We start from the raw sequence: 25,166 nt of genomic DNA on the forward strand, positions 1-25,166 counted from the left end.
GCATGGAACTTAACGCCGTTAAGGAAACCTCCGCCGCCCCCCTGCCCACCCCCGACGGCGCGGGCGCCCCGGTCGACGTCCTGATCTGCGGAGCCGGCCCGACCGGCCTCGCCCTCGCCATCGACCTCACCCGCCGCGGGCTGCGCGCCCTCGTCGTCGAGCGGCAGCCGGCCCTCTCCCCCGGCGCCCGCGGCACCGGCCATCAACCACGCTCCCTGGAGGTCTACGACGACCTCGGGCTGCTGGCCGCCGTCGAGGCGGCCGGCGGCCCCTACCCGGAGGTCGGCGTCTGGCACGACGGCCGCATCACCAAGACCTTCCGCGCCGTCGAGCGGTACGAGCCGACCCCCGCCACGCCGTACGCCAACACGCTGATGGTGCCGCTCTTCCGCGCCGTCGAGCTGTTCCGCGCCCGGCTGCGGGAGCTGGGCGGCGAACTGCGCCTCGGCACCGAACTCACCACCTTCACCCAGGACGCCGACGGCGTGACCGCCGTCCTCCGCGGGCCCGACGACGCCGCGTACCCGGTCCGCGCCCGCTATCTGGTCGCCGCCGACGGCGGCCGCAGCACCGTCCGCCACGCCCTGGGCATCACCATGAGCGGCCCGTCCCTGGAGGAGGGCGCGGCCCTCCTCGCCGACGTCCGCGTCGAGGGGCTCGACCGCGACCACTGGCACCGCTGGCCCCTGCCGGAGGAGCGGGGCGCGGTATGGATGCTCCCGCTGGCCCGCACCGACCTCTTCCAGTCGTTCGTCATCGTCCCGGGCGAGACCCCCGACCCGAGCGAGGCGGGCGCCCGCGCCGCCCTCGCCCGCCACACCCACCTCGCGCCCGAGCAGATCCGCGAGGTGCTGTGGACCTCCGTCTACCGCCCCCGGGCCGCCCGCGCCGACACCTTCCGCGCCGGCCGGGTCTTCCTCGCCGGCGACGCCGCGCACATCCACTCCCCGGCCGGCGGCCAGGGGCTCAACACCGGCGTCCAGGACGCCTACAACCTCGGCTGGAAGCTCGGCCAGGTGCTCCGCCACGGCGCCCCCGCCACCCTCCTCGACTCCTACGAGGCCGAGCGCCGCCCGATCGCCGACGACATCCTCGCCACCAGCACCCGCCTCCACCGCGCCCGCAGCTGGCGCCGCGACCGCGACCTCCACCAGCTCGGCATCGACTACCGCGACAGCCTCCTCACCCAGGAGCTGCGCCCGCACGTCCCCGACACCACCCCGCACGCCGGCGACCGCGCCCCCGACGCCCCCTGCACCGCCCCCGACGGCACCCCCGTCCGCCTCTTCGACCTGCTGCGCGGCCCGCACTTCACCCTGCTGGCCCTGGGCGACATCGCCCTGGACGCCGCCGTCCTGCCCACCGACCCCGCCGTGCTCCGCACCGTCCGCACCGAGGGCCCGGCCGCCGGCCTCCTCGACACCCACGGCCATCTCCGCGCCGCCTACGGCCCGGACCCGGCCCTGTACCTGATACGGCCGGACGGCTACATCGCCTGGGCGGCCCCGGCGGAGGGCGCCGCGGGCCGGGCGGCCAAGGCCCTGCGCTCCTTCTTCGGAGAGGAGGCGCTCCCCGGGTGGTGAGCCGGGGCGGACCGGCCGCGGGGGCGGCGCCGAGGCCCTGCCGCCCCGCGGCCGGGCGTCGAGGCCCTGCCGCCCCCGCCGGTACGGAAGGGCGGCGGCCCGTCCGCGGAGGAGAAGCCGCGGCCGGACCCGCCACCGCCTGGGCCCCCGACCACGCCCTCCGGTGCGCTGCCTCGGCGTCCCCGCCCCTGGACGGACGGCCTGCACCTTCCCGGGCCGGTGTGGCGCTGCGCGGCGGACGGCCGGGCCCGCTCCCCCCCCGGGGCGCCCGCAGACCGCCGGTTCCCCACCGCGGCACGAACGCGCCGGTGGGAGCGGTGTCCGGTTTACGCTCCCTTGACTGCCGGGCCCGAGAGGAAAGGGCCGGACCAGGTACCGGACCCCCGACGGCCCGCGGGCGGGCACCGCGCGTCACCGCGGGCCGAGTACAGGCGGAACGATGGCGACGGCGGCGGAGCGGGCCGAGGGAACACCGGAGGCGATACCCCCGGGACCGGCGGGCGGAGCGGACCCCGGCGCGTCCCCGATACCCGGCCCCCGGGCACCCGGGAGCCCCAGGACCGCCGGACGCCGCCCGGAGAGACTGCTGTCCGCGCTGCGCGACCGCCTCCCCGGGCCCCGGCCCCTCGCCTGGTCCCTGACCGCCGCCTGCTTCGTCCTGTACACCGCCGTCGCCCTGCTGCGCCACCGTCAGATGCTCAACGCCGGCTACGACCTGGGGATATTCGAGCAGGCGATCCGTGCCTACGCCCATGGCCGGGCCCCGGTCGTGGAGTTGAAGGGCCCCGGCTTCAACCTCCTCGGTGACCACTTCCACCCGATCCTGGTACTGGTCGCCCCCGTGTACCGGCTCTTCCCCGGCGCCACCACCCTCCTCGTCGTACAGGCCGCCCTGATGGCGTCGGCCTGCTACCCGCTGACCCGGTGGGCGCACCGCGCGGCCGGGCCGGTCGCGGGGCTCGTCATCGGCTGCGGCATGGGCGCCTCGTGGGGCATCGCCACGGCGGTCACCAAGGACTTCCACGAGATCTGCTTCGCGGTCCCGCTCCTCGCCTTCGCCGTGACGGCGCTCGGCCACCGGCGGCGCAGCGGTCGCCTGGGCCGCGCCGCTGCTCCTGGTGAAGGAGGACCTCGGGCTCACCCTGGCCGCGATCGGCGGCTATGTGGCGTGGCAGTCGGCCCGCGACCGCCGTGCCGCGCCCGCGGACCACCCCCGGTGGCCGCTGTTCCTCGGGATCGGCGCCGTCGTCGCCGGGGTGGCGGGGACCGCGCTGGAGATGCTGGTGCTGCTGCCCGCCATGAACCCGCACGGCGGTTTCGACTACTGGCAGCAGCTGCCGGGCGGCGGGGCCCCGTCCGGCGGGACGGGCCTCGCCTCGGCGGTGCTGCATCTCTTCTGGCCGCCGATGAAGTGGCTGCTGCTGTTCATGCTGGCCGCGCCGGTCGCCTTCATCGGTCTGCGCTCCCCGCTGGTCCTGCTGACGCTGCCCACCCTCGGCTGGCGGCTGGTCGCCGGCAACCCGCACTACTGGCAGCCGAACTTCCACTACAACGCGGCGTTGATGCCGCTGGTGTTCGCCGGGCTGATCGATGTGCTGCACCGGCGCCCGGAGCTGTTCCCGGGCCGTCTGCGCCGCCGGGCGCTGGCCTTCTCCGCCACGTTCACGCTGATCACGGCGGCCGTCTACCCTTTCCACGATCTGGTGCTGCCGTCGGCCTGGCGCACCCCCGCGCACGTCCGCACCGCCGAGCGGGTCGCGGCGCGCATCCCCGACGGCGTACGCGTCGCCTCGTCCAACCGGCTGGCGCCGATGCTGACCGGCCGGACCACCGTCAGCCTGGTCTGCTTCGGCACCGGGGGCGATCCGGCCGCGCCCACCGGGCTGCCGCGCACCCTGCCGGACTGGGTGATCTCCGACCGGCACGACCCCACCGTCAAAACCCCCTGCCCGGCGGCCGGAACGGGCCGCATGCTCGCCCTCTACCGGGCCCACGGCTACCGGCAGATCACCGAGGAGGACGGCATCGTCCTGCTGAAACGCCCGGCCGCCCCGTCCTGACCCGCGCCCGCGCGGGGGGGGCCGCACCGTCCCCGCCCTCGATGTGCGACGGGGCCGCACCGGCGGCTCCCCGCCCGTACGGCCCCGTCGCGGGGGTCGCGCGCCGCTAGACCACCAGTGACAGCAGCAGGACGCACCCGATGCCGACCACCGAGATCAGGGTCTCCATCACCGACCAGGTCTTGAGGGTCTGGCCGACGTTCATGCCGAAGTACTCCTTGACCATCCAGAACCCGGCGTCGTTGACGTGGCTGAAGAACAGCGAACCGGTGCCGATGGCGAGGACGAGCAGCGCGACATGGGTGCTGCTCATATCGGCGGCGAGCGGGGCGACCAGACCCGCCGCGGAGATGGTGGCGACCGTCGCGGAGCCGGTCGCCAGCCGGATGGCGACGGCGATCAGCCAGGCCAGCAGCAGTGCGGAGATGTTCCAGCCCTTGGAGATGTCCAGGATCATCTGGCCGACGCCCGCGTCCACCAGCGTCTGCTTGAAGCCACCGCCGGCACCGACGATCAGCAGCACCCCGGCGATCGGGCCGAGCGACGACTCGACGGTGGTGGCGATCTTGCCCTTGGTGAATCCGGCCGAGCGGCCCAGCGTGAACATCGCGACGATGACACCGGCCAGCAGCGCGATCATCGGCGAGCCGACGACGTCGAAGACCCGCTGCACGGAGTCCTCCGGATCGTCGACGACGATGTCCACCAGCGCCTTGGCCAGCATCATCACGACCGGCAGCAGCACGGTGGCGACGGTGACGCCGAACCGCGGCCGCTTCGTCAGCTCCGCCGAGGCACGCTCGGGGACCATGTTCTCGGGCGGCCGGATGTCGACCCAGCGGGCGGCGTAGCGGGCGAAGAGCGGCCCGGCGACGATCGCGGTGGGGATCGCCACGACGACGCCGAGGGCGAGGGTGATGCCGAGGTTGGCGCCGACCGCGTCGATCGCGACGAGCGGGCCGGGGTGCGGCGGGATCAGGCCGTGCATGACGGAGAGTCCGGCCAGCGCGGGGATGCCGATGCGCATCAGCGAGAAGTTGCCGCGCTTGGCGACGAGCAGCACCACCGGGATCAGCAGCACGATGCCGACCTCGAAGAAGATCGGCAGCCCGACGACGCAGGCGATGAGCACCATCGCCCAGGGCATCGACCGCCGGTTCGCCTTCGCCAGGATCGTGTCGACGATCTCGTCGGCGCCCCCGGAGTCCGCGAGCAGTTTGCCCAGGATCGAGCCGAGGGCGATGAGGACACCCGTACCGGCGACCGTCGAGCCCAGCCCGGTGGAGAAGCTGGCGATCGCCTTGTCCAGCGGCGCCCCGGCGACCGCGCCGAGCACCAGCGAGCCGATGATCAGCGACAGGAAGGCGTGCAGCTTGAACTTGGTGATGAGCACAACGATGACGGCGATGCCCGCCAGAACGGCGATGCCCAGCTGCGCATGACCGGCCGAGGTGATCGGTTCGGCCGCGTCCGCTGCGAGCATCTCGACGCTGAGATGAGTCACGGCGATTCCTAGAGGAAGGGGAGGGAGGGTTCCGGGCGGGCCCGGTCCTCACGGCTCCCGGAGGGCGGGCCCGGGGGCCCGGGGGTCAGGCGGCGGGGACGGCCCGGAGGGCGTCGGCCGCGCGGGCGGCGATCTCCTCGGGAGTGCCCGAGACATCCACCGCGACGCCGCGTTCGTCGGCGCCGAGGGGTTCGAGGGTGGCGAACTGCGAGTCGAGCAGCGCGGTCGGCATGAAGTGGCCCTTCCGCTCGGCCATCCGCCGCTCGATCAGCGCGCGGTCGCCGGTGAGGTGCAGGAAGAGCACGTCGGGGGCGGCGGCGCGCAGCCGGTCGCGGTAGGGGCGCTTGAGGGCGGAGCAGCTGACCACGCCGCCGTGTCCGGCCTGTCCGTGGGCCCAGGCGCCGATGGCGTCCAGCCACGGGCCGCGGTCGGCGTCGTCCAGCGGGGTTCCGGCGGACATCTTGGCGATGTTGGCCGGCGGGTGGAAGTCGTCGCCCTCGGCGTAGGTCACACCGAGCGCTCGGGCGACCAGCGGGCCGATCGTCGTCTTGCCGGTGCCGGCGACTCCCATCACGACGATGACGTGGGGCGTGCTCATACCCGTGTACCTCGCTGTCTTCTTCGACCTCGGTATGACACCCCACTGAAACCCATTACGTACGACTTATTCAAGGGGATGTGGCGCAAACGTCATACTTAAAGCGGGGACCGGGCGGAACGTAGGGTTATCCCATGGAGAACCAGGGGCAGGGGCCGCACGCACGGGTGCTGGAGGCCCTCGGCCCGGCGATCACCGCGGGCGATCATCCGCCGGGCACGGTCCTGCGCGCCGAGGAGCTGGCGGCGGCGTTCGACGTCTCCCGCACCGTCGTCCGCGAGGTGATCCGGGTCCTGGAGTCCATGCGGCTGGTGACCTCCCGCCGCCGGGTGGGCGTGACGGTCCTGCCGCCCGAGGAGTGGAACGTCTACGACCCGCGGGTCATCAGCTGGCGGCTGGCCGGACGCGACCGCCCCCGGCAGCTGCGCTCACTGACCGTGCTGCGCTCCGCCGTCGAACCTGTCGCCGCCGGGCTCGCCGCCGTCCACGCCGACCCCGGCCAGTGCGCCGCGCTCACCGAACACGCCATGGGCATGGTCGCTACCTCCCGCGGCCAGCAGCTCGACGCGTATCTGGTGCACGACACCGCGTTCCACCGCGTGGTGCTGACCGCCTCCGGCAACGAGATGTTCGCCCGCCTCGGCGACGTCGTCGCCGCCGTCCTGACCGGCCGCACCGCCCATCACGTCATGTTCACCGACCCGGACCCGGCGGCGGTCTCCCTGCACGTCCAGGTCGCCGAGGCGGTACGGGTCGGCGACGCGGCACGCGCCGAGGAGCTGACCCGTCAGATCACCGTCGGCGCCATGGCCGAACTGGACGTCCTCGCGCCGTAAGACCCGCGGACGTCACGGGGTGCCGCTCAGAACAGCGGCTGCTGGCCGGGGAACGGCGGCTCCTCCGGGTCGAAGAGCTTCTCCGCGGGCGCCATCATCGGGGCGATCCGCCGCGACCCCGGGCAGGAGACCAGTTCCAGCACCGTGCGCCGTCCGGGCGGGTCGTGGCGGGCGAAACGGCCGCCGACAACGGCGATCTCTCGGGTGCAGACGGGGCACGCGCGGCGGGGTGACGACATGGCACCAGTGTGACGCAGCCCCCGCACGGCCCGCCCGGCGGCCGGAGACCACCCGCCGGGGAACGCCCGGGGAAGAGGTGGAGGACCACCGTCGCAGACACCGGGAAAGAGGGGGGCGCGGGCAGGGCCGGGGGAACGTGCCCCGCCCGCGCCGGGTGCGCGAGGCCCTGGGTACGGGGGGAACCCGGCCCACGCGCCGCCGATGACCAGTCGGCTCACTCAGTACTGCGCCGGGCCCCGGAAAAACGTCACACCGCTACGGGCCGCGGCGTATCCGGAGAAGCGGCACGGGCCCGGGACGCGGTTCCCGGGGGGACGGCCGACGCCGGGGACGCGGTGCCCGGCGAAGGCGTGGGCGTGGCCGCAGGGTCCGAGGCGTCCGGCGCCGGGGAGCTGGGGGCGGGGGCCGGAGAGCTGGGGGCGGTGGACGGTTGTCCGTCGTCGTCCTCGTCGCCGCCGCCCTTCCCGCCGCCCTGTCCGCCGCCGGCGTTCCCGCCACCGCCACCGCCGTGGCCGCTCTCCCCGCCGGAGCCGGAGCCGGAACCGTCACCGTCCCCACCGCCGCTCCCGTCACCGCTGCCCTGCTGCTGGAGATAGCGGCGGCAGAACGCGTGGACCTTCGCGGGGCCGCCGGCGGCGCGCTCCAGGCGCTGCACGGTCTCGCGGTCCATCTCACCGCGCTTGCCCGCCTCGTAGTCCCGGCAGAGCGCGAGCACCACCGTGCGGCGCTCAGCGGAACCGTTCTTGCCGTTCCCGGGCACGCCGGGCACCCCGCGGCCGGGGCTCCGGGAGGCGCCGGAGGACGGCGGGGCGGTGGCGCCGGGCGAGGTGTCCGGGGTCGGGGAGACGGTCGCCGGGCCGGTCGGCCGCCCGCCCGCGGTCGCGTCCGGGGTGCCGGGGGCGGTGGTGCCGGAGGCGGCCGGGGATTCGAGGGCGCCGGGGGTGGCGTCCGTGGAGACGCTGGTCGCCGGGGTGGGGCCGGGGCCGAAGGGGCTGGGCAGGACGCCCGTACCGGCCGCCACCGCCACCCCGCCGAGCGCGCAGGCCGCCAGCGCCACCACGATCCCGCGCCGGAAGGGCCGGGCGAGACCGGTGCGGACCCGGGACGGCGCACGGGCCCCCGGGCGGGCCGGGAGATCGTTCCGGGCGCGGCGGAAGGCGGCGAGGGCGGCCTCCTCCCCCGGGAGCGGCGCCGGGCCGGGATCGGCCGGTGCCGCGTTAGCCAGCAGCCGGGCGAGTGCGGGGGCGCCGGGTGCGGTGGTGCCGACCGGCTCGCCGCGCAGCAGGCGCTCCGCGGCATCGTTGTCGAGCCAGTTGTACCGGTCGTCGGCCATCACATGTCCTTCTGCGTTCGCGCGGCCGTTTCCGTCACACCCGGTACGTACGATTCCGCCACGCCGTCACGGCGTCTTCGCCCCTGGACGGGCACCCCGCCCATCGTTCCACCGCCCCCGCGCGGTCCGCCCGTCGCCCGGCGGGCCGGGCCGCCTTCCGCCACACCGTCACCCTCCGTCACGGCCGTGGTCCCGTCGTCCGCCTCGCCGACGAGTTCGGCCAGGCGCCGCAGTCCGCGGTGGGCGGCCGTCCGGACCGCGCCGGGCCGCTTGCCGAGGACCTTCGCGGTGCTCTTGGCATCGAGCCCGACGACCACCCGCAGCACCACCGCCTCCGCCTGGTCCTGCGGGAGCGTGGCTATCAACCGCAGGGTGCGGCCGGTGCCGAGGGCGGCGAGCGCCTCGCCCTCGGTGTCGGAGGCGCCCGGGGTGCCGAGGAGTTCGCTCTCGTCGCCGCCGGTCACCGGGCGGCGGCCGCGCATCCGGATGTGGTCCAGGGCGCGGTTGCGGGCGATCCGGGCGGTCCAGCCGCGGAACCGGTCGGCGTCCCCGCTGAACCGGCCCAGGTCACGGGTGATCTGGAGCCAGGACTCGGACGCGACGTCCTCGGCGTCCGCCTCACCGACCAGCGTCCGCACATAGCCCAGGAGCCGGGGGTGCACCGCACGGTAGACCTCGCGGAACGCCGCCTCGTCGCCGTCCTGTGCCGCCTGCACGGCAGCGGTCAGCCGGCTGTCGTCCGGCTGAGTGTCGTCCCCTCGCACGGGTCCATTCCTGTCGCGTGCGGAATCTCCGCTGCCCGGTCCTTGCTGCTGCCCCACTGCTTCCGCTACCGGCCGCCGCCTCCGGCCGGCTCCGCGGAACCCCCGGTAACACCGGTGGCTCCGCAGACGGTATCCCGGCTGATCACCACGGAGGGCCCCGGGCCCGGAATCCGCCGCGGACGACCCGGGACGTACGGCGCGTACGGATCCATCGAACCCCCTGTCGGCGGCGGCCCGAGCCGGCCGCGGCAGTCGTACGACAAGCGCGCCGACCGGCGCGAACTGGCACGTTACGGGCCACGCCCGGCCGCCGTCCAGAGCGTCGGGGTGCGGCCTTCCACACCCCCTGTGACGCTTTTGGCGCGTACGGCGCTGTATCGGATGAGGGGCCCGTGACGGGCCTCTCCCGCGAACGACGGCCGGAGCCTCTCCTGTGGGGGGTGGCGGCTCCGGCCGTCCCTTTCGACTCCTGCGTTCCTCTCCCTCCGTACCTCCGGGGCAGCATGGTCCGAGACACCCGCGTGACCCGCCGCGGGAGCGGCGCGGCCGGGTCCGCACGGGCCCGTGCCTCAGCCCGTGCCGGACACCTTCGTCGCCAGCTTCTTGAAGTCCGCCCAGCTCAGCGCGGGTTTCCGCGGGTCCCACACCTTCTGCGACAGGGCCGCGAGCGGCAGCCGGATGCCCTGGACGATCTGCTGCGGCGTCTGCGCCTGCGACCGGTCGCACCAGATCGCGAAGCGCGCGCCCGGGATCCGCTCCGGGGTGGTCATGTCCGCCGGGACGCCGACGGGCGTGGTGTGCCGCAGTACGGCGGGCGTCCACTCGCGGTAGATCCGCTCACCGGTCGGATAGGTGAACTGGTTCGGCTCACCGAGGACGTAGTAGAGGTACGCGTCGTTGAGGTTGACCACGGTGCGGCCCTCGCGCAGGAAGCGGGCCGGGTCGTTGGCGCCGATCTCGGTGCCGGTCCAGTAGCCGACGGTGCGGTTCTTGTCGGCCTTGACCTGCGCGTTCGCGAAGAAGCCGTCGTTCCACGCCTCGATGCGGTCCCGCCCGGCCTTCTCGGCGGCGCGCTGCCGGTCGTTGAGCCAGCCGGTCGCCAGATCCTCGATCTTCCCCTTCGGCCCGTACTTCTCCCGCGCCGCGCGGGCCAGCCCCGGGTAGGACGCGGCCGGATCGGAGACCGCCAGCGCCTGGTACTCGTCCCCGCCCAGATGCCAGTACGCGGCCGAACCCTTGGGCACACCGAAGAGCTTCGCGTACTCGCCGATCAGTTCGTCGATGAGCTTCCCGGCGGCGGGCTTCGAGATGTCGATCGCGCCGCGCAGCACCCTCCCGCTCGCGTTGCGCAGCTGGAGGTCGGGGTGGTGGTCGAGGACGGCGCCGAGGTGGCCGGGCGAGTCGATCTCGGGGATGACGCTGATGTGCCGGGAGTGCGCGAGCCGCAGGATCCGCCGGACCTCGTCCTTGGACAGATGGTCCTTCGAGACGATCTCCGGATGGGTGTCGCTGGCGATGCGGAAGCCCTGGTCGTCGGAGAAGTGCAGCTGGAGCTGGTTGAGCTTGAGATCACCCAGCTCCCGCACCCGGTCCTCGATCCAGCTCGCGGTGAACGGTTTGCGGGCGTTGTCCAGCAGCATCCCGCGCTGCGCCCGGTCGGGCCGGTCCTCGACCGTGCCCTCGGGCAGTCCGCCGGCGGCGCGGACCGCCTGCTTGACGGTGCGGGTCGCGTAGAAGATCCCGGCGTCGGTGGGGGCGGCGAGGGTCAGGCGGGTGTCCCGGGCGGTCAGCGTGTACGCCTCGTCGGCGGGGTCCCCGGTGGGCGCGTTGTCCGGCCGCGCCGGAGCCGCCCTGCCGCCCTTCCCGGCGAGCTTCACCTCGACGTCCCCGGGGTGTACAGGCGTGTCGCCCCAGACCACCGGCATCCCGCCGAGATCCTGCCCGAGCAGCCGCGCCTCGTCGGCGACGGTGCTCTTCTCCCCCGCGGGCACCACGATCCGGGCGCCCTTGGAGGGCCGCCAGCCGCGCCCGTCGGCCGCCCGGAACTCCCGTACGGCGGGGACGGTCCGCGGTGTCCCGGTGACCTTCTGCCAGGTGGGGGTGGGCGCCGGGGTGGGGCCGGTGGCGCCCGGCGCCCGGGAGTCGGCCGCGTCGGAGCAGCCGGCCAGGGCGAGCGCGGTGGCCAGCAGTGCGGCGGGCAGCGCGGCCCGGCCCACGGGCGGGCGGCCGCCGCACGGCGCGTGCCGCCGTGCGGCGGGCCGGTCCCCGCGCCGTCCCCGGGCCCGCTCCTCGCACCGCTCCCGGGGCCGCGCGCCGCGCGGTTCCCTCCGCCGGCCGCCCGGCGGGCCGTTCTCCGCCGCCGCCTTCGGCCGTTCGGGGCGTCCGGGCCGGTTCGGGTACGACATCGCGTGCTCCTTACTGCTCGGTTCACTCCTCGGTGTGCCGCCGCGCCCCGCGCCGGACGTACCGGTACGGGGAGCGCGGCTCCCGCCGCGCGGACCCGCCGCACCACGGGCGTTCGCCCTCCCGGAGCTCCCCGGGGCGGCACCCGCCACGTCCGGCGCCCGCCCACCGCCCGCGGGCGCTCACGGACGGACACCGTCCCGTCACAGGGATTCCCTGAAGAAAACCTCTCTCATCCGGGTGAAATTCGCGCATCCGTCGGACAGCGCCCGCCCGGCGTCGTTACGGTGGCGTTTCGGTTCATCACACCGCGCGCAGGGCCTCCGTTCTCCGGACGGCCCCCGGCCGGCGCCTCCGCCGCCCCGGCCCGCCCCGGCCGCCGCGCCCACGATCCGAACACCCGCACCGCCTCCGCCGTACCCCGCCATCCGCTCGACCGATACGTCCGAGGAGCCTCCGCTGTCCGGTGACACTCCGGCCGCCCGGCCGACGATGCTGCGCCCGCCGCGCGCGCCCTGGCGCGGTATACCCACGCAGAGCCACGGCGCCCGGCCGCCGCTCCCGGACACCACGGTGCCCGCCACCTTCAACGCCCTCCCGGCCGACGACGTCCGCACCGCCCTGCTGTCCTGCTGCGGCAGCGACCGCTGGGCGGTGCGGCTGGCCCGGCACCGCCCGTACCCGGATCTCGGCGCGCTGCTCGCCGCCTCCGACGAGGCGTGCTACGACCTGTCCGCCGCCGATCTGGACGAGGCGCTGGCCGCGGAATCGGCCTCCCCGCTGCCGGCCGGCGCGCCCGGTCCGGGCACCCTCGCCGCGCACACCGCGCTGCGCGCCGCCCACGCCGAGTACGAGCGCCGCTTCCGCCACGCCTTCGTCATCTGCCTCGACGGCTTCGGCGAGGACGAGGTCCTGGACCAGATGCTGGCCGGGATCCGCACCCGGCTGGGCAACGACCCGGACGAGGAGCGCGCGGTCGCCGCCGATGAGCTGCGTCGTACCGTTCGCGGGCGTCTGGCGCGCCTTATCACGGGATGCCCATAACATCCCGTTTTGCTCTTGTGTGATAGCCCGTTGGTGGCTGTTTGATCACACCTAAAGGGCCCGGGGGCAATGAACCGACAAGGCGTCGCTACGATGGCCAGGGCCGGTGGACCGTACCCGGCCGGGCCCGACCGACAGAGAAGCCGGCAGGCCCCAATCCCCGCTCCCGGAGGGTTTTTCCGTGCCGGCTGGAACGCTGTACCGCGGCCGGGAAGGCATGTGGTCCTGGGTGGCTCACCGAGTCACTGGCGTCCTCATCTTCTTCTTCCTGTTCGTACACGTCCTCGACACCGCTCTCGTCCGCGTCTCGCCCGAGGCGTACGACGACGTCGTCGCGACGTACAAGACACCCATCGTCAACGTGCTGGAGTACGGCCTCGTCGCCGCGATCCTCTTCCACGCGCTCAACGGTCTCCGCGTCATCGCCGTGGACTTCTGGTCCAAGGGCCCGAAGTACCAGAAGCAGATGCTGTGGACCGTTGTGGGCGTCTGGGTCGTGCTCATGGCCGGTGCCTTCTACCCCGTGCTGCAGCACACCCTGCGCACGCTGTTCGGGAGCTGATGACGCGAGATGTCTGCTGAAACGACCTCCCCCGCGGGTTCCTCCGACGTCACCCTCTACGACGTGGACAACCCCGCGCCCGTCATCGAGCCGCCCCGCAAGCGCACCGGGAAGACCCCGAAGTCGACGCGGACCAACTTCGAGCTGTACGGCTGGCTCTTCATGCGGCTGTCCGGCATCGTGCTGGTCGTCCTGGTCCTCGGCCACCTGCTGATCCAGCTGGTGCTGGACGGCGGCGTCTCCAAGATCGGCTTCGCCTTCGTGGCCGGCCGCTGGGCCTCGCCGTTCTGGCAGGTCTGGGACCTGCTGATGCTGTGGCTGGCGATGCTGCACGGCGCCAACGGCCTGCGTACGGTCATCAACGACTACGCCCAGCGGGACAACACCCGCTTCTGGCTGAAGATGCTGCTGTACACCGCCACGGTGTTCACCGTCCTCCTGGGCACGCTGGTGATCTTCACCTTCGACCCGAACATCCGCTAACGCCGGGGCTGACGAGACCAATGAAGATCCACAAGTACGACACCGTCATCGTCGGCGCCGGTGGCGCGGGCATGCGCGCGGCCATCGAGTCGACCAAGCGCAGCCGCACCGCGGTCCTGACGAAGCTCTACCCGACCCGCTCCCACACCGGCGCGGCACAGGGCGGCATGGCCGCCGCCCTCGCCAACGTCGAGGAGGACAACTGGGAGTGGCACACCTTCGACACGATCAAGGGCGGCGACTACCTGGTCGACCAGGACGCCGCCGAGATCCTGGCGAAGGAGGCCATCGACGCCGTTCTCGACCTGGAGAAGATGGGCCTGCCGTTCGGCCGTACGCCCAAGGGCGAGATCGACCAGCGCCGGTTCGGCGGTCACTCCCGCAACCACGGTGAGGCCCCGGTCCGCCGCGCCTGCTACTCGGGCGACCGCACCGGCCACATGATCCTCCAGACGCTGTACCAGAACTGCGTCAAGGAGGGCGTGGAATTCTTCAACGAGTTCTACGTCCTGGACCAGCTGGTCGTCGAGGAGGACGGCGTCAAGAAGTCCGCCGGCGTCGTCGCCTACGAGCTGGCCACCGGCGAGATCCACGTCTTCCAGGCGAAGTCGGTCATCTACGCCTCCGGCGGCACCGGCAAGTTCTTCAAGGTGACGTCGAACGCGCACACCCTGACCGGCGACGGCCAGGCCGCCTGCTACCGCCGGGGTCTGCCGCTGGAGGACATGGAGTTCTTCCAGTTCCACCCGACCGGCATCTGGCGGATGGGCATCCTGCTGACGGAGGGCGCCCGCGGTGAGGGCGGCATCCTCCGCAACAAGGACGGCGAGCGCTTCATGGAGAAGTACGCGCCGGTCATGAAGGACCTCGCCTCCCGTGACGTCGTCTCCCGCTCCATCTACACGGAGATCCGGGAGGGCCGCGGCTGCGGTCCCGAGGGCGACCACGTCTACCTCGACCTCACGCACCTGCCGCCGGAGCAGCTCGACGCCAAGCTCCCGGACATCACCGAGTTCGCGCGGACCTACCTCGGTATCGAGCCCTACACGGACCCGATCCCGATCCAGCCGACCGCGCACTACGCGATGGGCGGCATCCCGACCAACGTCGAGGGCGAGGTGCTGGCCGACAACACCACCGTCGTCCCGGGCCTGTTCGCCGCCGGCGAGGTCGCCTGTGTCTCCGTGCACGGCGCCAACCGTCTGGGCACCAACTCGCTGCTGGACATCAACGTGTTCGGCCGCCGCGCGGGCATCGCCGCCGCCGAGTACTCCGCGGACCACGAGTTCGTCGAGCTGCCCGAGGACCCGGCGAAGCAGGTCATCGACCAGGTCGAGCGGCTGCGCAACTCCACCGGCACCGAGCGCGTCACCGAGCTGCGCAAGGAGCTCCAGGAGTGCATGGATGCCAACGTGATGGTGTTCCGCACCGAGCAGACGATCAAGACCGCGGTCGAGAAGATCGGTGAGCTGCGCGAGCGCTACCTGAACGTGTCCATCCAGGACAAGGGCAAGCGGTTCAACACCGACCTGCTGGAGGCCATCGAGCTGGGCAACCTCCTCGACCTGGCCGAGGTCATGGCGGTCTCCGCCCTGGCCCGCAAGGAGTCCCGCGGTGGTCACTACCGCGAGGACTTCCCGAACCGCGACGACGTCAACTTCATGCGGCACACCATGGCGTACCGCGAGGTCGGCGCGGACGGCAAGGAGTCGATCCGTCTCGACTACAAGCCGGTCGTCCAGACCCGCTACCAGCCGATGGAGCGTAAGTACTGATGAGCACCCCGACTCTCGACAAGCACTCCGCGGCGCTGGACGCGGCCGAGAACACCGCATCCCACACGATCAAGGTCACCTTCCGGATCCGCCGGTTCAACCCGGAGATCTCGGACGAGGCGAGCTGGCAGGACTTCCAGCTCGACATCGACCCGAAGGAGCGCGTCCTCGACGCCCTCCACAAGATCAAGTGGGACCAGGACGGCACCCTGACGTTCCGCCGCTCCTGCGCCCACGGCATCTGCGGCAGCGACGCCATGCGCATCAACGGCAAGAACCGTCTGGCGTGCAAGACGCTGATCAAGGACATCAACCCGCAGAAGCCGATCACGATCGAGGCCATCAAGGGCCTGACGGTCCTCAAGGACCTGGTCGTGGACATGGAGCCGTTCTTCCAGGCGTACCGCGACGTGATGCCCTTCCTGATCACCAAGGGCAACGAGCCGACCCGCGAGCGCCTGCAGTCCCCCGAGGACCGCGAGCGGTTCGACGACACCACCAAGTGCATCCTGTGCGCCGCGTGCACGTCGTCCTGCCCGGTGTTCTGGAACGACGGTCAGTACTTCGGCCCCGCCGCGATCGTCAACGCGCACCGCTTCATCTTCGACAGCCGCGACGAGGGTGGCGAGCAGCGCCTCGAAATCCTCAACGACAAGGACGGCGTCTGGCGCTGCCGTACGACCTTCAACTGCACGGACGCCTGCCCGCGCGGTATCGAGGTCACCAAGGCCATCCAGGAGGTCAAGCGAGCGCTGATCACCCGGCGCTTCTGATCCTCCTACGGGCCCGATGTCGCCTGCCGGCCGACGGCCCTGGGGCAGGTGAAGAGCCCCGCATCCGGATTCCGGGTGCGGGGCTCTTCACGTTTCCGCGGGGTGTGGGGCGCTGTTTGCGGGGTGGGGGCGCCGTGTCGGGGCTCGGGTGGGGTGCGCCGGGGAGCCGTCGGGCGGGGGCGCCGATCGGGGCACCGGGGCGTGCCGGGCGGGGCTCGGGCCGGGCCCGCCGCTCAGGGAACCGGGCGGGACTCGGGTGGCGCGGTCGGTCGTGTGCGGGGAGAAGCGCCCGGGAGTGCCGGTCCGGGGCTGCGGGTCCGGGCGCCCGGCGGGTTACCGCCTGCGGGCCGCCGATGCTCCCGCGGTGACCTTCTCCAGGAACTCGTCCAGGTTCCGCGCCATCCGTGCGATGCGCTCCTCGACCGGCAGTGTCTCCTCGTACCGCGCGGCGAGCTGGGACCGCTTCTTGCCGCGGACGTAGAGCGAGCACGCGAGGTCGGCGCAGAAGTACGCCCCGACAGTGTTGCCCTCGCGCCCGGAGGCGCCCGCGCGGCGGGCGGCGAGCAGGCTGACACCGGAGCCGGGATGCCCCGTGAGGCACACCGAACAGACCGTCGTCTTCGTGAAACTCCGCCGCACCCCCTGCGGCACCCGCAGCGTGACCCCCGTCAGCCCGCCGGCCCGCGGCACCACCAGATAACTCCGGTCCGGCGCCCCCTGATCCCGCCACCCCAGGAAGTCGAGATCCCCCCACGGCAGCTCCCCCAGGTCACGGGGGAGATTGATCCGGCTCGCCTCCCCCTTCGAGCAGTTCACAAAGGAGGCACGGATCTGTTTCTCACCTACGGGGTCCATAACCAGGAACGTAACAGCGACCCCCGGGCGTGTCGTCCGATTTTCTCCGCCACCGCCCCTGGCCCGCTCCACGCCTGCGGCCCCGCCCCCGCACACGGACGAGGCCGCCGCCCGGTGCCGGGCGGCGGCCTCGTCCGTGTGCGCGGTGGACGCCCCGGGATCAACCCCAGGACTGACTGCCCGCGTTCGCCTTACGCCGGGCCAGCGCCACACCACCGATGATCACCCCGAGCACGATCACCACGCCCAGCCCGATACCGCCGTACAGCAGCACCGCCTGCTTCCCGCCCATCGGCGGGTCGGGGTCCTGCCCCTTGTCCGCACCGGCAACGACCGGCGTCTTCGACGCCTTCCCCTCCGGCATGGGAAGCGGACCGGCGGCGGGGCCGGCGGGGATGTCGCTCGTCAGCGCGACCAACGGCTTGATGAAGCCGTAGCCGTAATGCGCATCAGGAAGCTTGAGCCTTTCCTTCTGCGCCGACTCCGGCAACCCCGCGGTCTTCACCAGCCGATTCGCGATCTGCCCCGGCGTGAGATCCGGGAACTTCTCCTTGAGCAGCGCGACGGAGGCGGAGACGTAGGCGGTGGAGATGGAGGTACCACTGGATTTGCCGTAGCGCGAGCTGTCACCGCCGAGGACGGGGACGTCGACGCCCGGGGCCAGGAGATCCACGGTGGAGTTGTAGTTTCCGCCGTCCCAGGCCTTGCCGTATTCGTCCACCGCACCCACGCCGATCGCGCCGGGACAGGCAGCCGGGTAGTTCTCCTCCGACCCGGCATCGTTACCGACCGCCGCGACCACGACGACGCCCTTCTCCACCGCGTAGTGCACCGCCTCGCACATGTCCGGGGTGTGCTTGGAGACACCGATGGACATGTTGATGACGTCCGCTCCGTGATCGGCCGCATAACGCGTCGCCTCGGGAGCCGCGTTGTCCTCCGCCAGCGGAAGGATCTTGGCATCCGGCGCCAGACCGCGCAGCCCTTGCTGACCACCGGCTCCATGCCCGTGTCCTGCGATGAGAGCCGCCATGCTGGTGCCGTGCGTCCGGATGTCCTCGCCCGGCAGCGCCTGCATCTTGCCCTTCGAGCCTCCGCTGAACTCGTGCAGCGGCAGGAACTTGCCCGTAAGGTCCTGCTGTTCCAGGTGGAAGCCCGCATCGATCACGGCCACCGTGACACCCTTGCCGGTGGCCCGCTCGTGCGTGCTCGCCGCGTCAAAGGCAGTGAGCGGCCATTGATCGTTGCCGGACTCGTCCGCGGCGGCCCACCCGGTGGTGCCGAGGAAAAGCGCTCCGGTCAGCGCAGCGCCAACGGTCGCGCGAAGGGTACGTGTGACCCTCATGCCTTGCTCCTCACTTGCTTCTTCCCGGGCGGCAGCCGACCGCCTGCGAAGGTGCCCCGTACCAGGCTGTACGGGGCACCTGTGAGCACCGGCGGGTCGCCGGAGCCGTCTTCGTGCTACTCGATCACGCGCGGCGCCACATTACGTCGCGAGGCCCAGGTCTCCTCGTCCTCGACAAGGTAGTCGGGGCGCTCCTTGCCCTCGCGCTTCTTCTCCTTCTTGCCCTTGCCTGCGGCTCCGGCCATACCCGGGCCGCCCTGCGCACCGCCGCGGCTGCGGTGTAGTCCCGCGCCGCCCTGCTTCAGGCCGCCGGCCGGGCCGCCGGGCTTCCCCTTCCCGGCGCCGGGAACGCGCGAGGCTCCGCCCCCCACGCCCGGCATCCCGGAGCGGCCGGCTCCTGGGCCGGGCCGCATGGCTCCGCCCGTGCCACCGACCATCCCGGGCATGAGCCCTGGAGGCACGGCCCCGCCCGAGCCGCTGCCGCCGGCACCACCGCCAGTGTGTCCGGAACCGAAGGTGCCTCCGGTGTTACCGGGAGGCGGCGTCAACGTACCGCTCTGGAACCCGTCGAGACCGGTGGTGGGCGATGGCCCGAGCGGCTTGATGTTCCCGAGGTCGTCACGACGGATTCCGGGGCCCGAGCCGTGGGGTGTGGCCGTGGTCAGGCGGGGGTGGTTGCCGCCGATCGTCGGCATGTTGACCGGCGGATGAGGCTTGTACTCAGGAGGATCGGTCGGCCAGTCAGGGTCGGCCGAGGGGGGCGGCCCCGGGTTGAACTGGTTCTGGTGCGCCTTTTTGTAGCGGTTCGCCAGTTCCTCCATCACGATGACCGCTTCGACCTGGCGCTCCTTGCTCAACGAGAGCTTGTCCCGGTTGAGTTCGAGGGCCATCCTGGCGTCCATCTTGGGATTCGCCATGTCCTTGTGGAACTGGGTGTCATCGCCGGACGAGTTGAACGCGCTCTCGACCTTGCCCGGGTCCTCGATCTTGGACATGGCCTTCTTGGCCTCACGCAGGCTGTGGGCGACGCCGTACTCGGGCCCCGTCGACCGGCTTCCGATGAGCATGGCCTCGACACTGCGGGCATGCCCGTAAGTGCGGTCGATCTTCGTCAGCACCTTTTCCGCCTGGCGCCGGAAGGCATCGGCCGCCGTGCCACGCCAGTGTTCCGAGGCGTGGTCCACGGCGTCGATGAACGCCTTGCGGATCCCGCCCCGGCCGTCCTGCCCCCCGAGTCGATCCGCCGATGCCCGCCAGTGGTCACCGGACCGCTCCAGGGCTTCCGGTGAGGAGTTCTCCACCATCTTCCGCAGCGCGTTGATCCCGTGATGGTGGAAGTCCGAATCGGATTTGGGGATCGGCTTGTAGCCGTCGAACTGCTTCATCCCCTCCGTGCGGTGCTTCTCGTCGATCTGCTTCGCGTACGCCTTGTTGCCGTCGTTGTCCATCGGGCCCGGCATGCTTTACTCCCCCTAGTCATCTCCGACGCACCCTCCCCCGCACGGGGATCAGCTGCTCATCGACGCCTTCGTCTCCTGCTCCTGGTCGTCGTAGGCACCGTGACTACGCTCGGCCTTGCCGCCGAAGTCGCGTATGAGGTCCTGAAGGGCGGCGATGACCTGCGCCATGTAGTCGTGCATCTTGTCGTGAGCGCTGCTGATGTCCTCGGCCTCGTTGAAATTGATGCCGAATGCGGACTTGGGGATGACCGTGCTGTATTTGATCTTCTCGTTCGGCTCGTCCATGTCGGCCTGCAGGCGCTTGAGTCTGCGGACGACGCCGTCCAGCTCGTCCAGGTCGACCTGAAACTTGTCGCTCACCGCGATCACTCCCCCGTTGTCCTTCATTCCGCGTCCGGCAAACCTGCGCCCGGAGCAGCGTAAAGAGTGTCAATACTAGGGAGTTGACGTCCGCTCGGCCAACGTTGAAAGTCCTGATGTGTCCGATTTAGCGCCAGATGGCGCGAAGCTCTGTAGGGCTGTTGTTACCAAGTCGAGGCAACCTGTCCTGCCCGGGACGCATCCGGCGGAACGCACGCGAGGTGCTTCGGGTGCGCCCGCGGCGGCCGGGAGCCGGGCGTGGGCCGACGGACGGCGGCGTGGCTCCCGCGGCCCCCGCGGACGTGAGCGCGGGTGACGGCATGGGCGGGCGCGGAGGGCGGCCGGGTCATGCGGGCGGGACGCCGTGCGCCCGGGGGCAGCCCCGGAGAGGTGGTTACGGCTGGTCCCCGGTCGGAGGCTTCGGAGCGTTGGTCGCCGACCGCTCGCGCTGGTGGGCGCGGACCGCGCGGAACCCGATCACTCCGATTGCCGTCCCCAGAAGAAAGGAAGCCACCGCGAGCAGCAGGTGGACCCAGAAGTAGGCCGTCGGGTCACCCGCGCCGTCGAAGGCGAGGCCGCTGCCGTCCTTCCAGAGGTTCTTGACGAAAGTGATCCAGATGAACCAGCTCCAGACCCCGAAGGCGAGCAGGAACCAGGAGACGGGGCGAGAGAGCTTCATGGCTTCCAGTATGGGCAAGGTGGCCGGGAACCGGACGGCCGGGGCAGGAATGCGCGGGGTCCCCGACGCGGGCACAGGGGCTGCGGGTACGTTCGCGGACGTGTCGACGATGTCCTCCTCCCCGGTCCCCCTGCCCGTTCCCCGTGGTGCCGTCCGCCGGGCTTCCGTGTCCGCGTCGCGGGCGGTGCGGGTTCCCGCTCCGCGGGCGGTGCGGATTCCCCGTCCGCGATCGCCGCGGGCGGTGTCCGCGCTCGCGCTGTCCGCGTTGCTGGTGCCGTCCGTGGTGGCCGGTGGCCAGAGTGCGTACGCCGCGGACGGTGACGCAGGGAAGCGGGCGAAGGAGCCGGCGCCGCCCGCCGCGATGTCGCGGGTCGGCGGGGAGCGGCTGGGGATGCCGGGGGTGCAGGTGCAGCTGAAGGACGGGGCGCCGAAGCTGCCGAAGGGGATTTCGGCACGGTCGTGGATCGTGTCCGACGCGGAGTCGGGTGAGGTGCTGGCGGCGAAGAACCCGCACTGGCAGCTGCCGCCCGCGAGCACGTTGAAGATGCTGTTCGCCGATACGGTTCTGCCGAAGTTCCCCAAGAGCGAGAAGTACAAGGTCAAGCCCGCGGACCTGGAGGGCATGGGGGCGGGCAGCAGCCTGGTCGGGATAAAGGAGAACCTGACGTACACCGTCCACGACCTGTGGCTCGGTGTCTTCCTACGCTCCGGCAACGACGCGGTGCACACGCTCGCGGCGATGAACGGCGGCACGGAGGCGACGGTCGCCGAGATGCGGCAGCGGGCCAAGGACCTGAACGCCGTCGACACCCATGTCGTCACACCGGACGGCTACGACGCGCCGGGGCAGGTCTCCAGCGCGTACGACCTGAGTCTGTTCGCCCGCGCGGGGCTGCAGAACGCCGACTTCCGGGAGTACTGCGCGACGGCGACCGCGCAGTTCCCCGGCGACACGGACAAGAACGGCAAGCGGGCGACGTTCGGCATCCAGAACACCAACCGGCTGCTCACCGGCGCCCCCGGGCTCGACCCGTACCCGGGGATCGCCGGGGTGAAGAACGGCTACACGACGCACGCCGGGAACACGCTCACCGTCGTCGCGCAGCACGGCAAGCGCAAGCTGCTGGTCACCGTCATGAATCCGGCGAAGAACGAGCCCAACGAGTCGTACAAGGAGAGCGCGGCGCTCTTCGACTGGGGGTTCGCGGCGGCGGGCAAGGTCGAGCCGGTCGGGCGGCTGGTCGGGCCGCGGAGCGAGGAGGGCGACGCGACGGCCGCCGGGCACGGCGGCGCCGGTGGCGACGACGCGAAGTCCGGTGACCGGGCCGGGCGGGGCGGTGACGCCGCCGCGCCGGAGGCGGACGGTTCGTCGAGCGGGGCGTGGACGGCGGTCGGGGTCGCCGGCGGCGCGCTGGTCGTGGTGGGCGCGGTGACCCTCGTGGTGCGCCGGCGCCGCCCGCTGCCGGAGGCGGTACGGCGGCGGAAGAAGTAGGAGGGGCGGGGAGGCTGGGCGCGGGGGAGGCTCACCCCACCCGCCCGGTCCCCTCCCGTGAGCTCCCGCTCGTCCCCGGCCCGTGCCCCGGTGCGTCCCGTTCGTTCCCCGCCTCGTCCGTCCCGTCCTCCGGTTCCTGCGTGGCCGTCCACGCGGCGCAGAAGACCAGGAGTTTGGCGGTGAAGTTGATCCACAGCAGGAGGGCGATGGGGGTGCCGAAGGCGCCGTACATGCTCTTGGAGGCGACGCCCTGGAGGTAGCCGCTGAGCAGCAGTTTCAGGGCTTCGAAGCCGACGGCGCCGATGAGTCCGGCGGTGAGGACGGCCCGGCGCGGGGGCCGGACGCCGGGGAGCCGGGTCAGGACGTAGACCAGGAGGAGGAAGTCGGCGAGGACGGCGATGCAGAAGCCGGCGGCGGTCAGCAGGGCACCGCCGATGCCGCCGCCGGCCAGTCCGACGCTGTGGGCGGCGCGTCCGACGGCGGCGGAGGCGAAGGCGGAGCAGGCGACGGAGAGCAGGGCGACGCCGCCGAGACCGATGAGGACGGCGCCGTCGCGGAGCTTGCCGAGGAAGAAGTTGGTGTCGTCGTCCGGCTTCTCCCAGACGGCGCGGAGGCAGTCACGGAGCGCCTGGATCCAGCCGATGCCGGTGAGGAGCAGGGCGGCGCCCGCGATGAGGCCGACGGTCCCGGCGTTGTCGACGAGCGCGCCGAGGTCGAGTTGTCCGGAGATGCCGGGGATCTGGGCGGCCAGGCGGCCTTCGAGGGTGTGGAGTTGGTTCTTGTCGAGGACGGTGGCGCCGATCGCGGCGCCGACGGTGATCAGCGGGAAGAGCGCGACGAAGCTGGTGAAGGTGATCGCGGCGGCGAGCCGGGTCCAGTGTGCCCGCTGTATCCGGGTCCAGGCCCGCCACAGGTGAGTGGTCATCAGCCAGGTCACCGCCGGTCCGATCAGCGGCAGCCTGCTCAGCCAGTCCATGGCGTTCCCCTCGTCGCGCGTCGTACGCCCGGTGTTCCGTCCCCCGGGTGATCCGGAACCTTAGCGTCCGCGTACCCCGGAACCGGGCGTTGTACGGGTGCCGGGCCGGGCCGTCGTGCGGAGGCGGCCACCCGTTCGGGCGAGACGTGGTCGCGGCGGGCGGTTCGGGCCGCTAATAGGGATGTCACACCGTTTACCGTCGCCGCATGAACGACGCCTGTGGGAGCCCGCGGTCGCTGCTGGTGCTCGGCGGAACCTCCGAGATCGCGCTGGCCACCGCGGAGCGGCTGGCCGCCCGCCGCACCCGGACGATCTGGCTGGCCGGACGGCCGTCGCCGGGCCTGGAGGAAGCGGCGGACCGGCTGCGGGCGTACGGCGCGGAGGTGCGGACCGTCGCCTTCGACGCGCTGGAGACCGCCGGCCACCGCCGGACGCTGGAGGCGGTCTTCGCCGAGGGTGAGCTGGACATGGTGCTGCTGGCGTTCGGCGTCCTCGGGGACCAGCCGCGCGACGAACGCGACGCCCGGCACGCGGTACGGCTCGCGCAGACCAACTACACCGGCGCCGTCTCCGCCGCGCTCATCTGCGGCCAGGAGCTGCGGCACCAGGGCGGCGGCTCCCTGGTCGTCCTGTCCTCCGCATCCGGCGAGCGGGCCCGGCGCTCGGACTTCCTCTACGGGTCGAGCAAGGCGGGCCTGGACACGTTCGCGCAGGGACTGGGCGACGCCCTCCACGGGTCCGGGGTGCACGTCATGGTGGTCCGGCCCGGCCGGGTGCGCACGCGCATGACGCCGGAGCTGTCGCCGGCGCCGCTGGTGACCACCCCGGAGGAGGTCGCCGAGGCCGTCGAAACGGGGCTGCGCCGCAGGTCGGAGGTGGTGTGGGTGCCGGGAAAGCTGCGGTATGTGATGGCGGCGCTGCGGCATGTCCCCCGGCGGACGTTCCGGCGGCTGGCGCTGTAGCCACCGCGCGGCGGCGGGCCGGAACCGGGTGCTGAGGGCGCCCGCCCAGCGTTCCGCGGGCGTCGTGCACGGGGCGGGGCCGGGGGGCGGGCCAGGGCCGGGCCCGTACGGGTGATCCCGTAGGGGTTCGGCGGCCCCCTTGCGGGCCAATTGCCCCTCGGAACAGCGGACTTAACGCTTCCGGCCGTCGGGCTCGTGGTCCGTCCGTCCCCGGGCTCCGGAAGCCCGAGCCCCAAAAGCCCAGGCGCCCGCGCGTCGTGCCGTCACGGGGTCCGGTCAGAAGTCCGACCGTCACACCGGCGCCCCGTACCGGGCCGGGGCTCCGGAAAGCCCCGGTGCCCGCGCCTCCCGCCCGTACGGCTGTCCGTACGGCCCTGCGGCCGTCCGGACGCTCAGCGGGTCGGGGCGGGCGGCCGGGTCAGGTCGGCCTGGCGGGGGACGGCGGCGGGGTGGGGGCCGAAGGGGTATTCGCGCTCCAGGCGCCAGACGGCGTCGGGGCCCTGCTCGTAGAGGGCGAAGCCGCCGATGGTCCAGGTGGCGCGGAAGTCGCGGAGGTCGTGCTGGGCGCGGTCCATCGCGGCGTCGTCGAGGTGGTGGGCGACGGTGACGTGCGGGTGGTACGGGAACTGCAGCTCACGGGCGCAGGGGCCGCCGGGGGCGCGGACGCGGGCCTGGAGGGCGGCGCAGCCCTCCTCGCCCTCGGCGACCTTCACGAAGACGACGGGCGACAGCGGGCGGAAGGTGTCGGTGCCTTCCAGGCGCAGCGGGAAGGGCCGGAAGTCCGCGGCGACCTCGGCGAGGTGCCGTTCGACGGCGGGCAGCGCGGCGCGGTCCACCTCGGTCGGTGGGAGCAGCGTGATGTGGGTGGGGATGCCGTGTGCGGCGCTGTCACCGAAGCCTTCGCGCTGCCTTTGGAGGTAGCTGCCGTAAGGCTCCGGGACCGCGATCGAAACGCCCAGCGTTACGGTCCCCACTGTGTTCTCCCTCCACTGTGTGCGCGGTGCCGGGCGACCGCCCCTTCGGGGGCCGCACGGGCGGGTGCGCCGCTTCGTCCGAGGCGCCACACCGTTACCAGTGTG

General features: G+C 72.6%; 23 protein-coding genes and 1 pseudogene. 11 read left to right on the forward strand and 13 right to left on the reverse strand.

From position 1 onward, the window contains the following. Positions 1-2 precede the first annotated feature (2 nt). The 3 genes and pseudogenes from ACZ4M8_RS08925 to ACZ4M8_RS08935 all read left to right on the forward strand — a co-directional run bounded on the left by ACZ4M8_RS08925 (position 3) and on the right by ACZ4M8_RS08935 (position 3,643). Positions 3-1,583: an FAD-dependent monooxygenase gene (locus ACZ4M8_RS08925; protein WP_467604673.1), complete on the forward strand. Its 1,581-nt coding sequence runs from the start codon at positions 3-5 to the stop codon at positions 1,581-1,583. 694 nt (positions 1,584-2,277) lie between these two features. Beyond that, positions 2,278-2,604: pseudogene (locus ACZ4M8_RS08930) on the forward strand (DUF2079 domain-containing protein); the annotation flags it as partial. A 97-nt stretch (positions 2,605-2,701) separates the two neighbouring features. After that, the gene (locus ACZ4M8_RS08935) at positions 2,702-3,643 is read left to right on the forward strand and encodes a DUF2079 domain-containing protein (RefSeq protein WP_467604675.1); all 942 of its coding nucleotides are present in this window, start codon (positions 2,702-2,704) and stop codon (positions 3,641-3,643) included. A 106-nt stretch (positions 3,644-3,749) separates the two neighbouring features. On the opposite strand, the gene ACZ4M8_RS08940 is transcribed toward ACZ4M8_RS08935, so the two are convergent. Beyond that, positions 3,750-5,147 carry a GntT/GntP/DsdX family permease gene (locus ACZ4M8_RS08940; RefSeq protein WP_467604678.1) on the reverse strand — a complete coding sequence of 466 codons (1,398 nt, stop codon included), beginning with the start codon at positions 5,145-5,147 and terminating at the stop codon, positions 3,750-3,752. A gap of 85 nt (positions 5,148-5,232) precedes the next feature. Beyond that, on the reverse strand, positions 5,233-5,745 hold the full coding sequence (locus ACZ4M8_RS08945; protein WP_467604680.1) for a gluconokinase: 513 nt from the start codon (positions 5,743-5,745) through the stop codon (positions 5,233-5,235). A 134-nt stretch (positions 5,746-5,879) separates the two neighbouring features. On the opposite strand from ACZ4M8_RS08945, the gene ACZ4M8_RS08950 reads away from it, so the two are divergent. Further along, entirely contained in the window at positions 5,880-6,581 is a 702-nt protein-coding gene (locus ACZ4M8_RS08950) for a FadR/GntR family transcriptional regulator (protein ID WP_467604682.1), read from the forward strand. A 26-nt stretch (positions 6,582-6,607) separates the two neighbouring features. Here ACZ4M8_RS08950 and ACZ4M8_RS08955 read toward each other — a convergent pair whose 3' ends face one another. The 4 genes from ACZ4M8_RS08955 to ACZ4M8_RS08970 form a co-directional block, all read right to left on the reverse strand. Beyond that, on the reverse strand, positions 6,608-6,820 hold the full coding sequence (locus ACZ4M8_RS08955) for a hypothetical protein (protein WP_030284618.1): 213 nt from the start codon (positions 6,818-6,820) through the stop codon (positions 6,608-6,610). Positions 6,821-7,068: 248 nt separating this feature from the next. Beyond that, positions 7,069-8,154: a hypothetical protein gene (locus tag ACZ4M8_RS08960; protein WP_467604685.1), complete on the reverse strand. Its 1,086-nt coding sequence runs from the start codon at positions 8,152-8,154 to the stop codon at positions 7,069-7,071. Further along, positions 8,154-8,918, reverse strand: a complete 765-nt coding sequence (locus tag ACZ4M8_RS08965) for an RNA polymerase sigma factor (RefSeq protein WP_467604687.1) — start codon at positions 8,916-8,918, stop codon at positions 8,154-8,156. Before ACZ4M8_RS08965 ends, ACZ4M8_RS08960 begins: the two co-directional genes overlap by 1 nt. A 569-nt stretch (positions 8,919-9,487) precedes the next feature. Next, on the reverse strand, positions 9,488-11,323 hold the full coding sequence (locus ACZ4M8_RS08970) for a beta-N-acetylhexosaminidase (RefSeq protein WP_467604689.1): 1,836 nt from the start codon (positions 11,321-11,323) through the stop codon (positions 9,488-9,490). Positions 11,324-11,894: 571 nt separating this feature from the next. On the opposite strand from ACZ4M8_RS08970, the gene ACZ4M8_RS08975 reads away from it, so the two are divergent. The 5 genes from ACZ4M8_RS08975 to ACZ4M8_RS08995 all read left to right on the forward strand — a co-directional run bounded on the left by ACZ4M8_RS08975 (position 11,895) and on the right by ACZ4M8_RS08995 (position 15,958). Further along, the gene (locus tag ACZ4M8_RS08975) at positions 11,895-12,365 is read left to right on the forward strand and encodes a 2-oxo-4-hydroxy-4-carboxy-5-ureidoimidazoline decarboxylase (protein WP_467604691.1); all 471 of its coding nucleotides are present in this window, start codon (positions 11,895-11,897) and stop codon (positions 12,363-12,365) included. A 181-nt stretch (positions 12,366-12,546) separates the two neighbouring features. Next, positions 12,547-12,927 (forward strand): succinate dehydrogenase, cytochrome b556 subunit, encoded by a 381-nt coding sequence (sdhC, locus tag ACZ4M8_RS08980; RefSeq protein WP_037678497.1) that lies wholly within the window; start codon positions 12,547-12,549, stop codon positions 12,925-12,927. A 9-nt stretch (positions 12,928-12,936) separates the two neighbouring features. Beyond that, positions 12,937-13,410, forward strand: a complete 474-nt coding sequence (locus ACZ4M8_RS08985) for a succinate dehydrogenase hydrophobic membrane anchor subunit (RefSeq protein ID WP_467604692.1) — start codon at positions 12,937-12,939, stop codon at positions 13,408-13,410. Positions 13,411-13,430: 20 nt separating this feature from the next. Next, the gene (gene sdhA / locus ACZ4M8_RS08990) at positions 13,431-15,185 is read left to right on the forward strand and encodes a succinate dehydrogenase flavoprotein subunit (protein ID WP_467604694.1); all 1,755 of its coding nucleotides are present in this window, start codon (positions 13,431-13,433) and stop codon (positions 15,183-15,185) included. Further along, on the forward strand, positions 15,185-15,958 hold the full coding sequence (locus tag ACZ4M8_RS08995; RefSeq protein ID WP_467604695.1) for a succinate dehydrogenase iron-sulfur subunit: 774 nt from the start codon (positions 15,185-15,187) through the stop codon (positions 15,956-15,958). The genes sdhA and ACZ4M8_RS08995 overlap by 1 nt, the downstream gene beginning before the upstream one ends. 333 nt (positions 15,959-16,291) lie before the next feature. Here the strand turns inward: ACZ4M8_RS08995 and ACZ4M8_RS09000 are convergent, their stop codons facing one another. The 5 genes from ACZ4M8_RS09000 to ACZ4M8_RS09020 form a co-directional block, all read right to left on the reverse strand. Then, on the reverse strand, positions 16,292-16,813 hold the full coding sequence (locus tag ACZ4M8_RS09000; protein WP_467604697.1) for an FBP domain-containing protein: 522 nt from the start codon (positions 16,811-16,813) through the stop codon (positions 16,292-16,294). Between the two features lie 160 nt (positions 16,814-16,973). Continuing rightward, positions 16,974-18,158, reverse strand: coding sequence for a S8 family serine peptidase (locus ACZ4M8_RS09005; protein ID WP_467604698.1), 1,185 nt, complete (start codon positions 18,156-18,158; stop codon positions 16,974-16,976). Positions 18,159-18,274: 116 nt separating this feature from the next. Then, a complete protein-coding gene (locus ACZ4M8_RS09010; RefSeq protein ID WP_467604700.1) occupies positions 18,275-19,606 on the reverse strand; it encodes a hypothetical protein in 1,332 nt (443 codons plus the stop codon). 60 nt (positions 19,607-19,666) lie between these two features. Further along, a complete protein-coding gene (locus ACZ4M8_RS09015; protein WP_467604702.1) occupies positions 19,667-19,978 on the reverse strand; it encodes a hypothetical protein in 312 nt (103 codons plus the stop codon). 394 nt (positions 19,979-20,372) lie between these two features. Then, complete coding sequence (locus ACZ4M8_RS09020; RefSeq protein ID WP_467604704.1) at positions 20,373-20,657, reverse strand: SCO4848 family membrane protein; 285 nt, start codon at positions 20,655-20,657, stop codon at positions 20,373-20,375. Between ACZ4M8_RS09020 and ACZ4M8_RS09025 the strand changes: the two genes are divergently transcribed. Continuing rightward, entirely contained in the window at positions 20,656-22,149 is a 1,494-nt protein-coding gene (locus ACZ4M8_RS09025) for a D-alanyl-D-alanine carboxypeptidase family protein (protein WP_467604707.1), read from the forward strand. The genes ACZ4M8_RS09020 and ACZ4M8_RS09025 overlap by 2 nt on opposite strands. A 31-nt stretch (positions 22,150-22,180) precedes the next feature. Here ACZ4M8_RS09025 and ACZ4M8_RS09030 read toward each other — a convergent pair whose 3' ends face one another. Next, positions 22,181-23,125 (reverse strand): YihY/virulence factor BrkB family protein, encoded by a 945-nt coding sequence (locus ACZ4M8_RS09030; protein WP_467604709.1) that lies wholly within the window; start codon positions 23,123-23,125, stop codon positions 22,181-22,183. A 206-nt stretch (positions 23,126-23,331) separates the two neighbouring features. Between ACZ4M8_RS09030 and ACZ4M8_RS09035 the strand changes: the two genes are divergently transcribed. Further along, positions 23,332-24,087: a decaprenylphospho-beta-D-erythro-pentofuranosid-2-ulose 2-reductase gene (locus ACZ4M8_RS09035; protein WP_467604712.1), complete on the forward strand. Its 756-nt coding sequence runs from the start codon at positions 23,332-23,334 to the stop codon at positions 24,085-24,087. Between the two features lie 392 nt (positions 24,088-24,479). On the opposite strand, the gene ACZ4M8_RS09040 is transcribed toward ACZ4M8_RS09035, so the two are convergent. After that, positions 24,480-25,061 carry a 2'-5' RNA ligase family protein gene (locus ACZ4M8_RS09040; RefSeq protein ID WP_467604714.1) on the reverse strand — a complete coding sequence of 194 codons (582 nt, stop codon included), beginning with the start codon at positions 25,059-25,061 and terminating at the stop codon, positions 24,480-24,482. Positions 25,062-25,166 lie beyond the last annotated feature (105 nt).

The organism is Streptomyces sp. NPDC027185 (assembly GCF_055567035.1).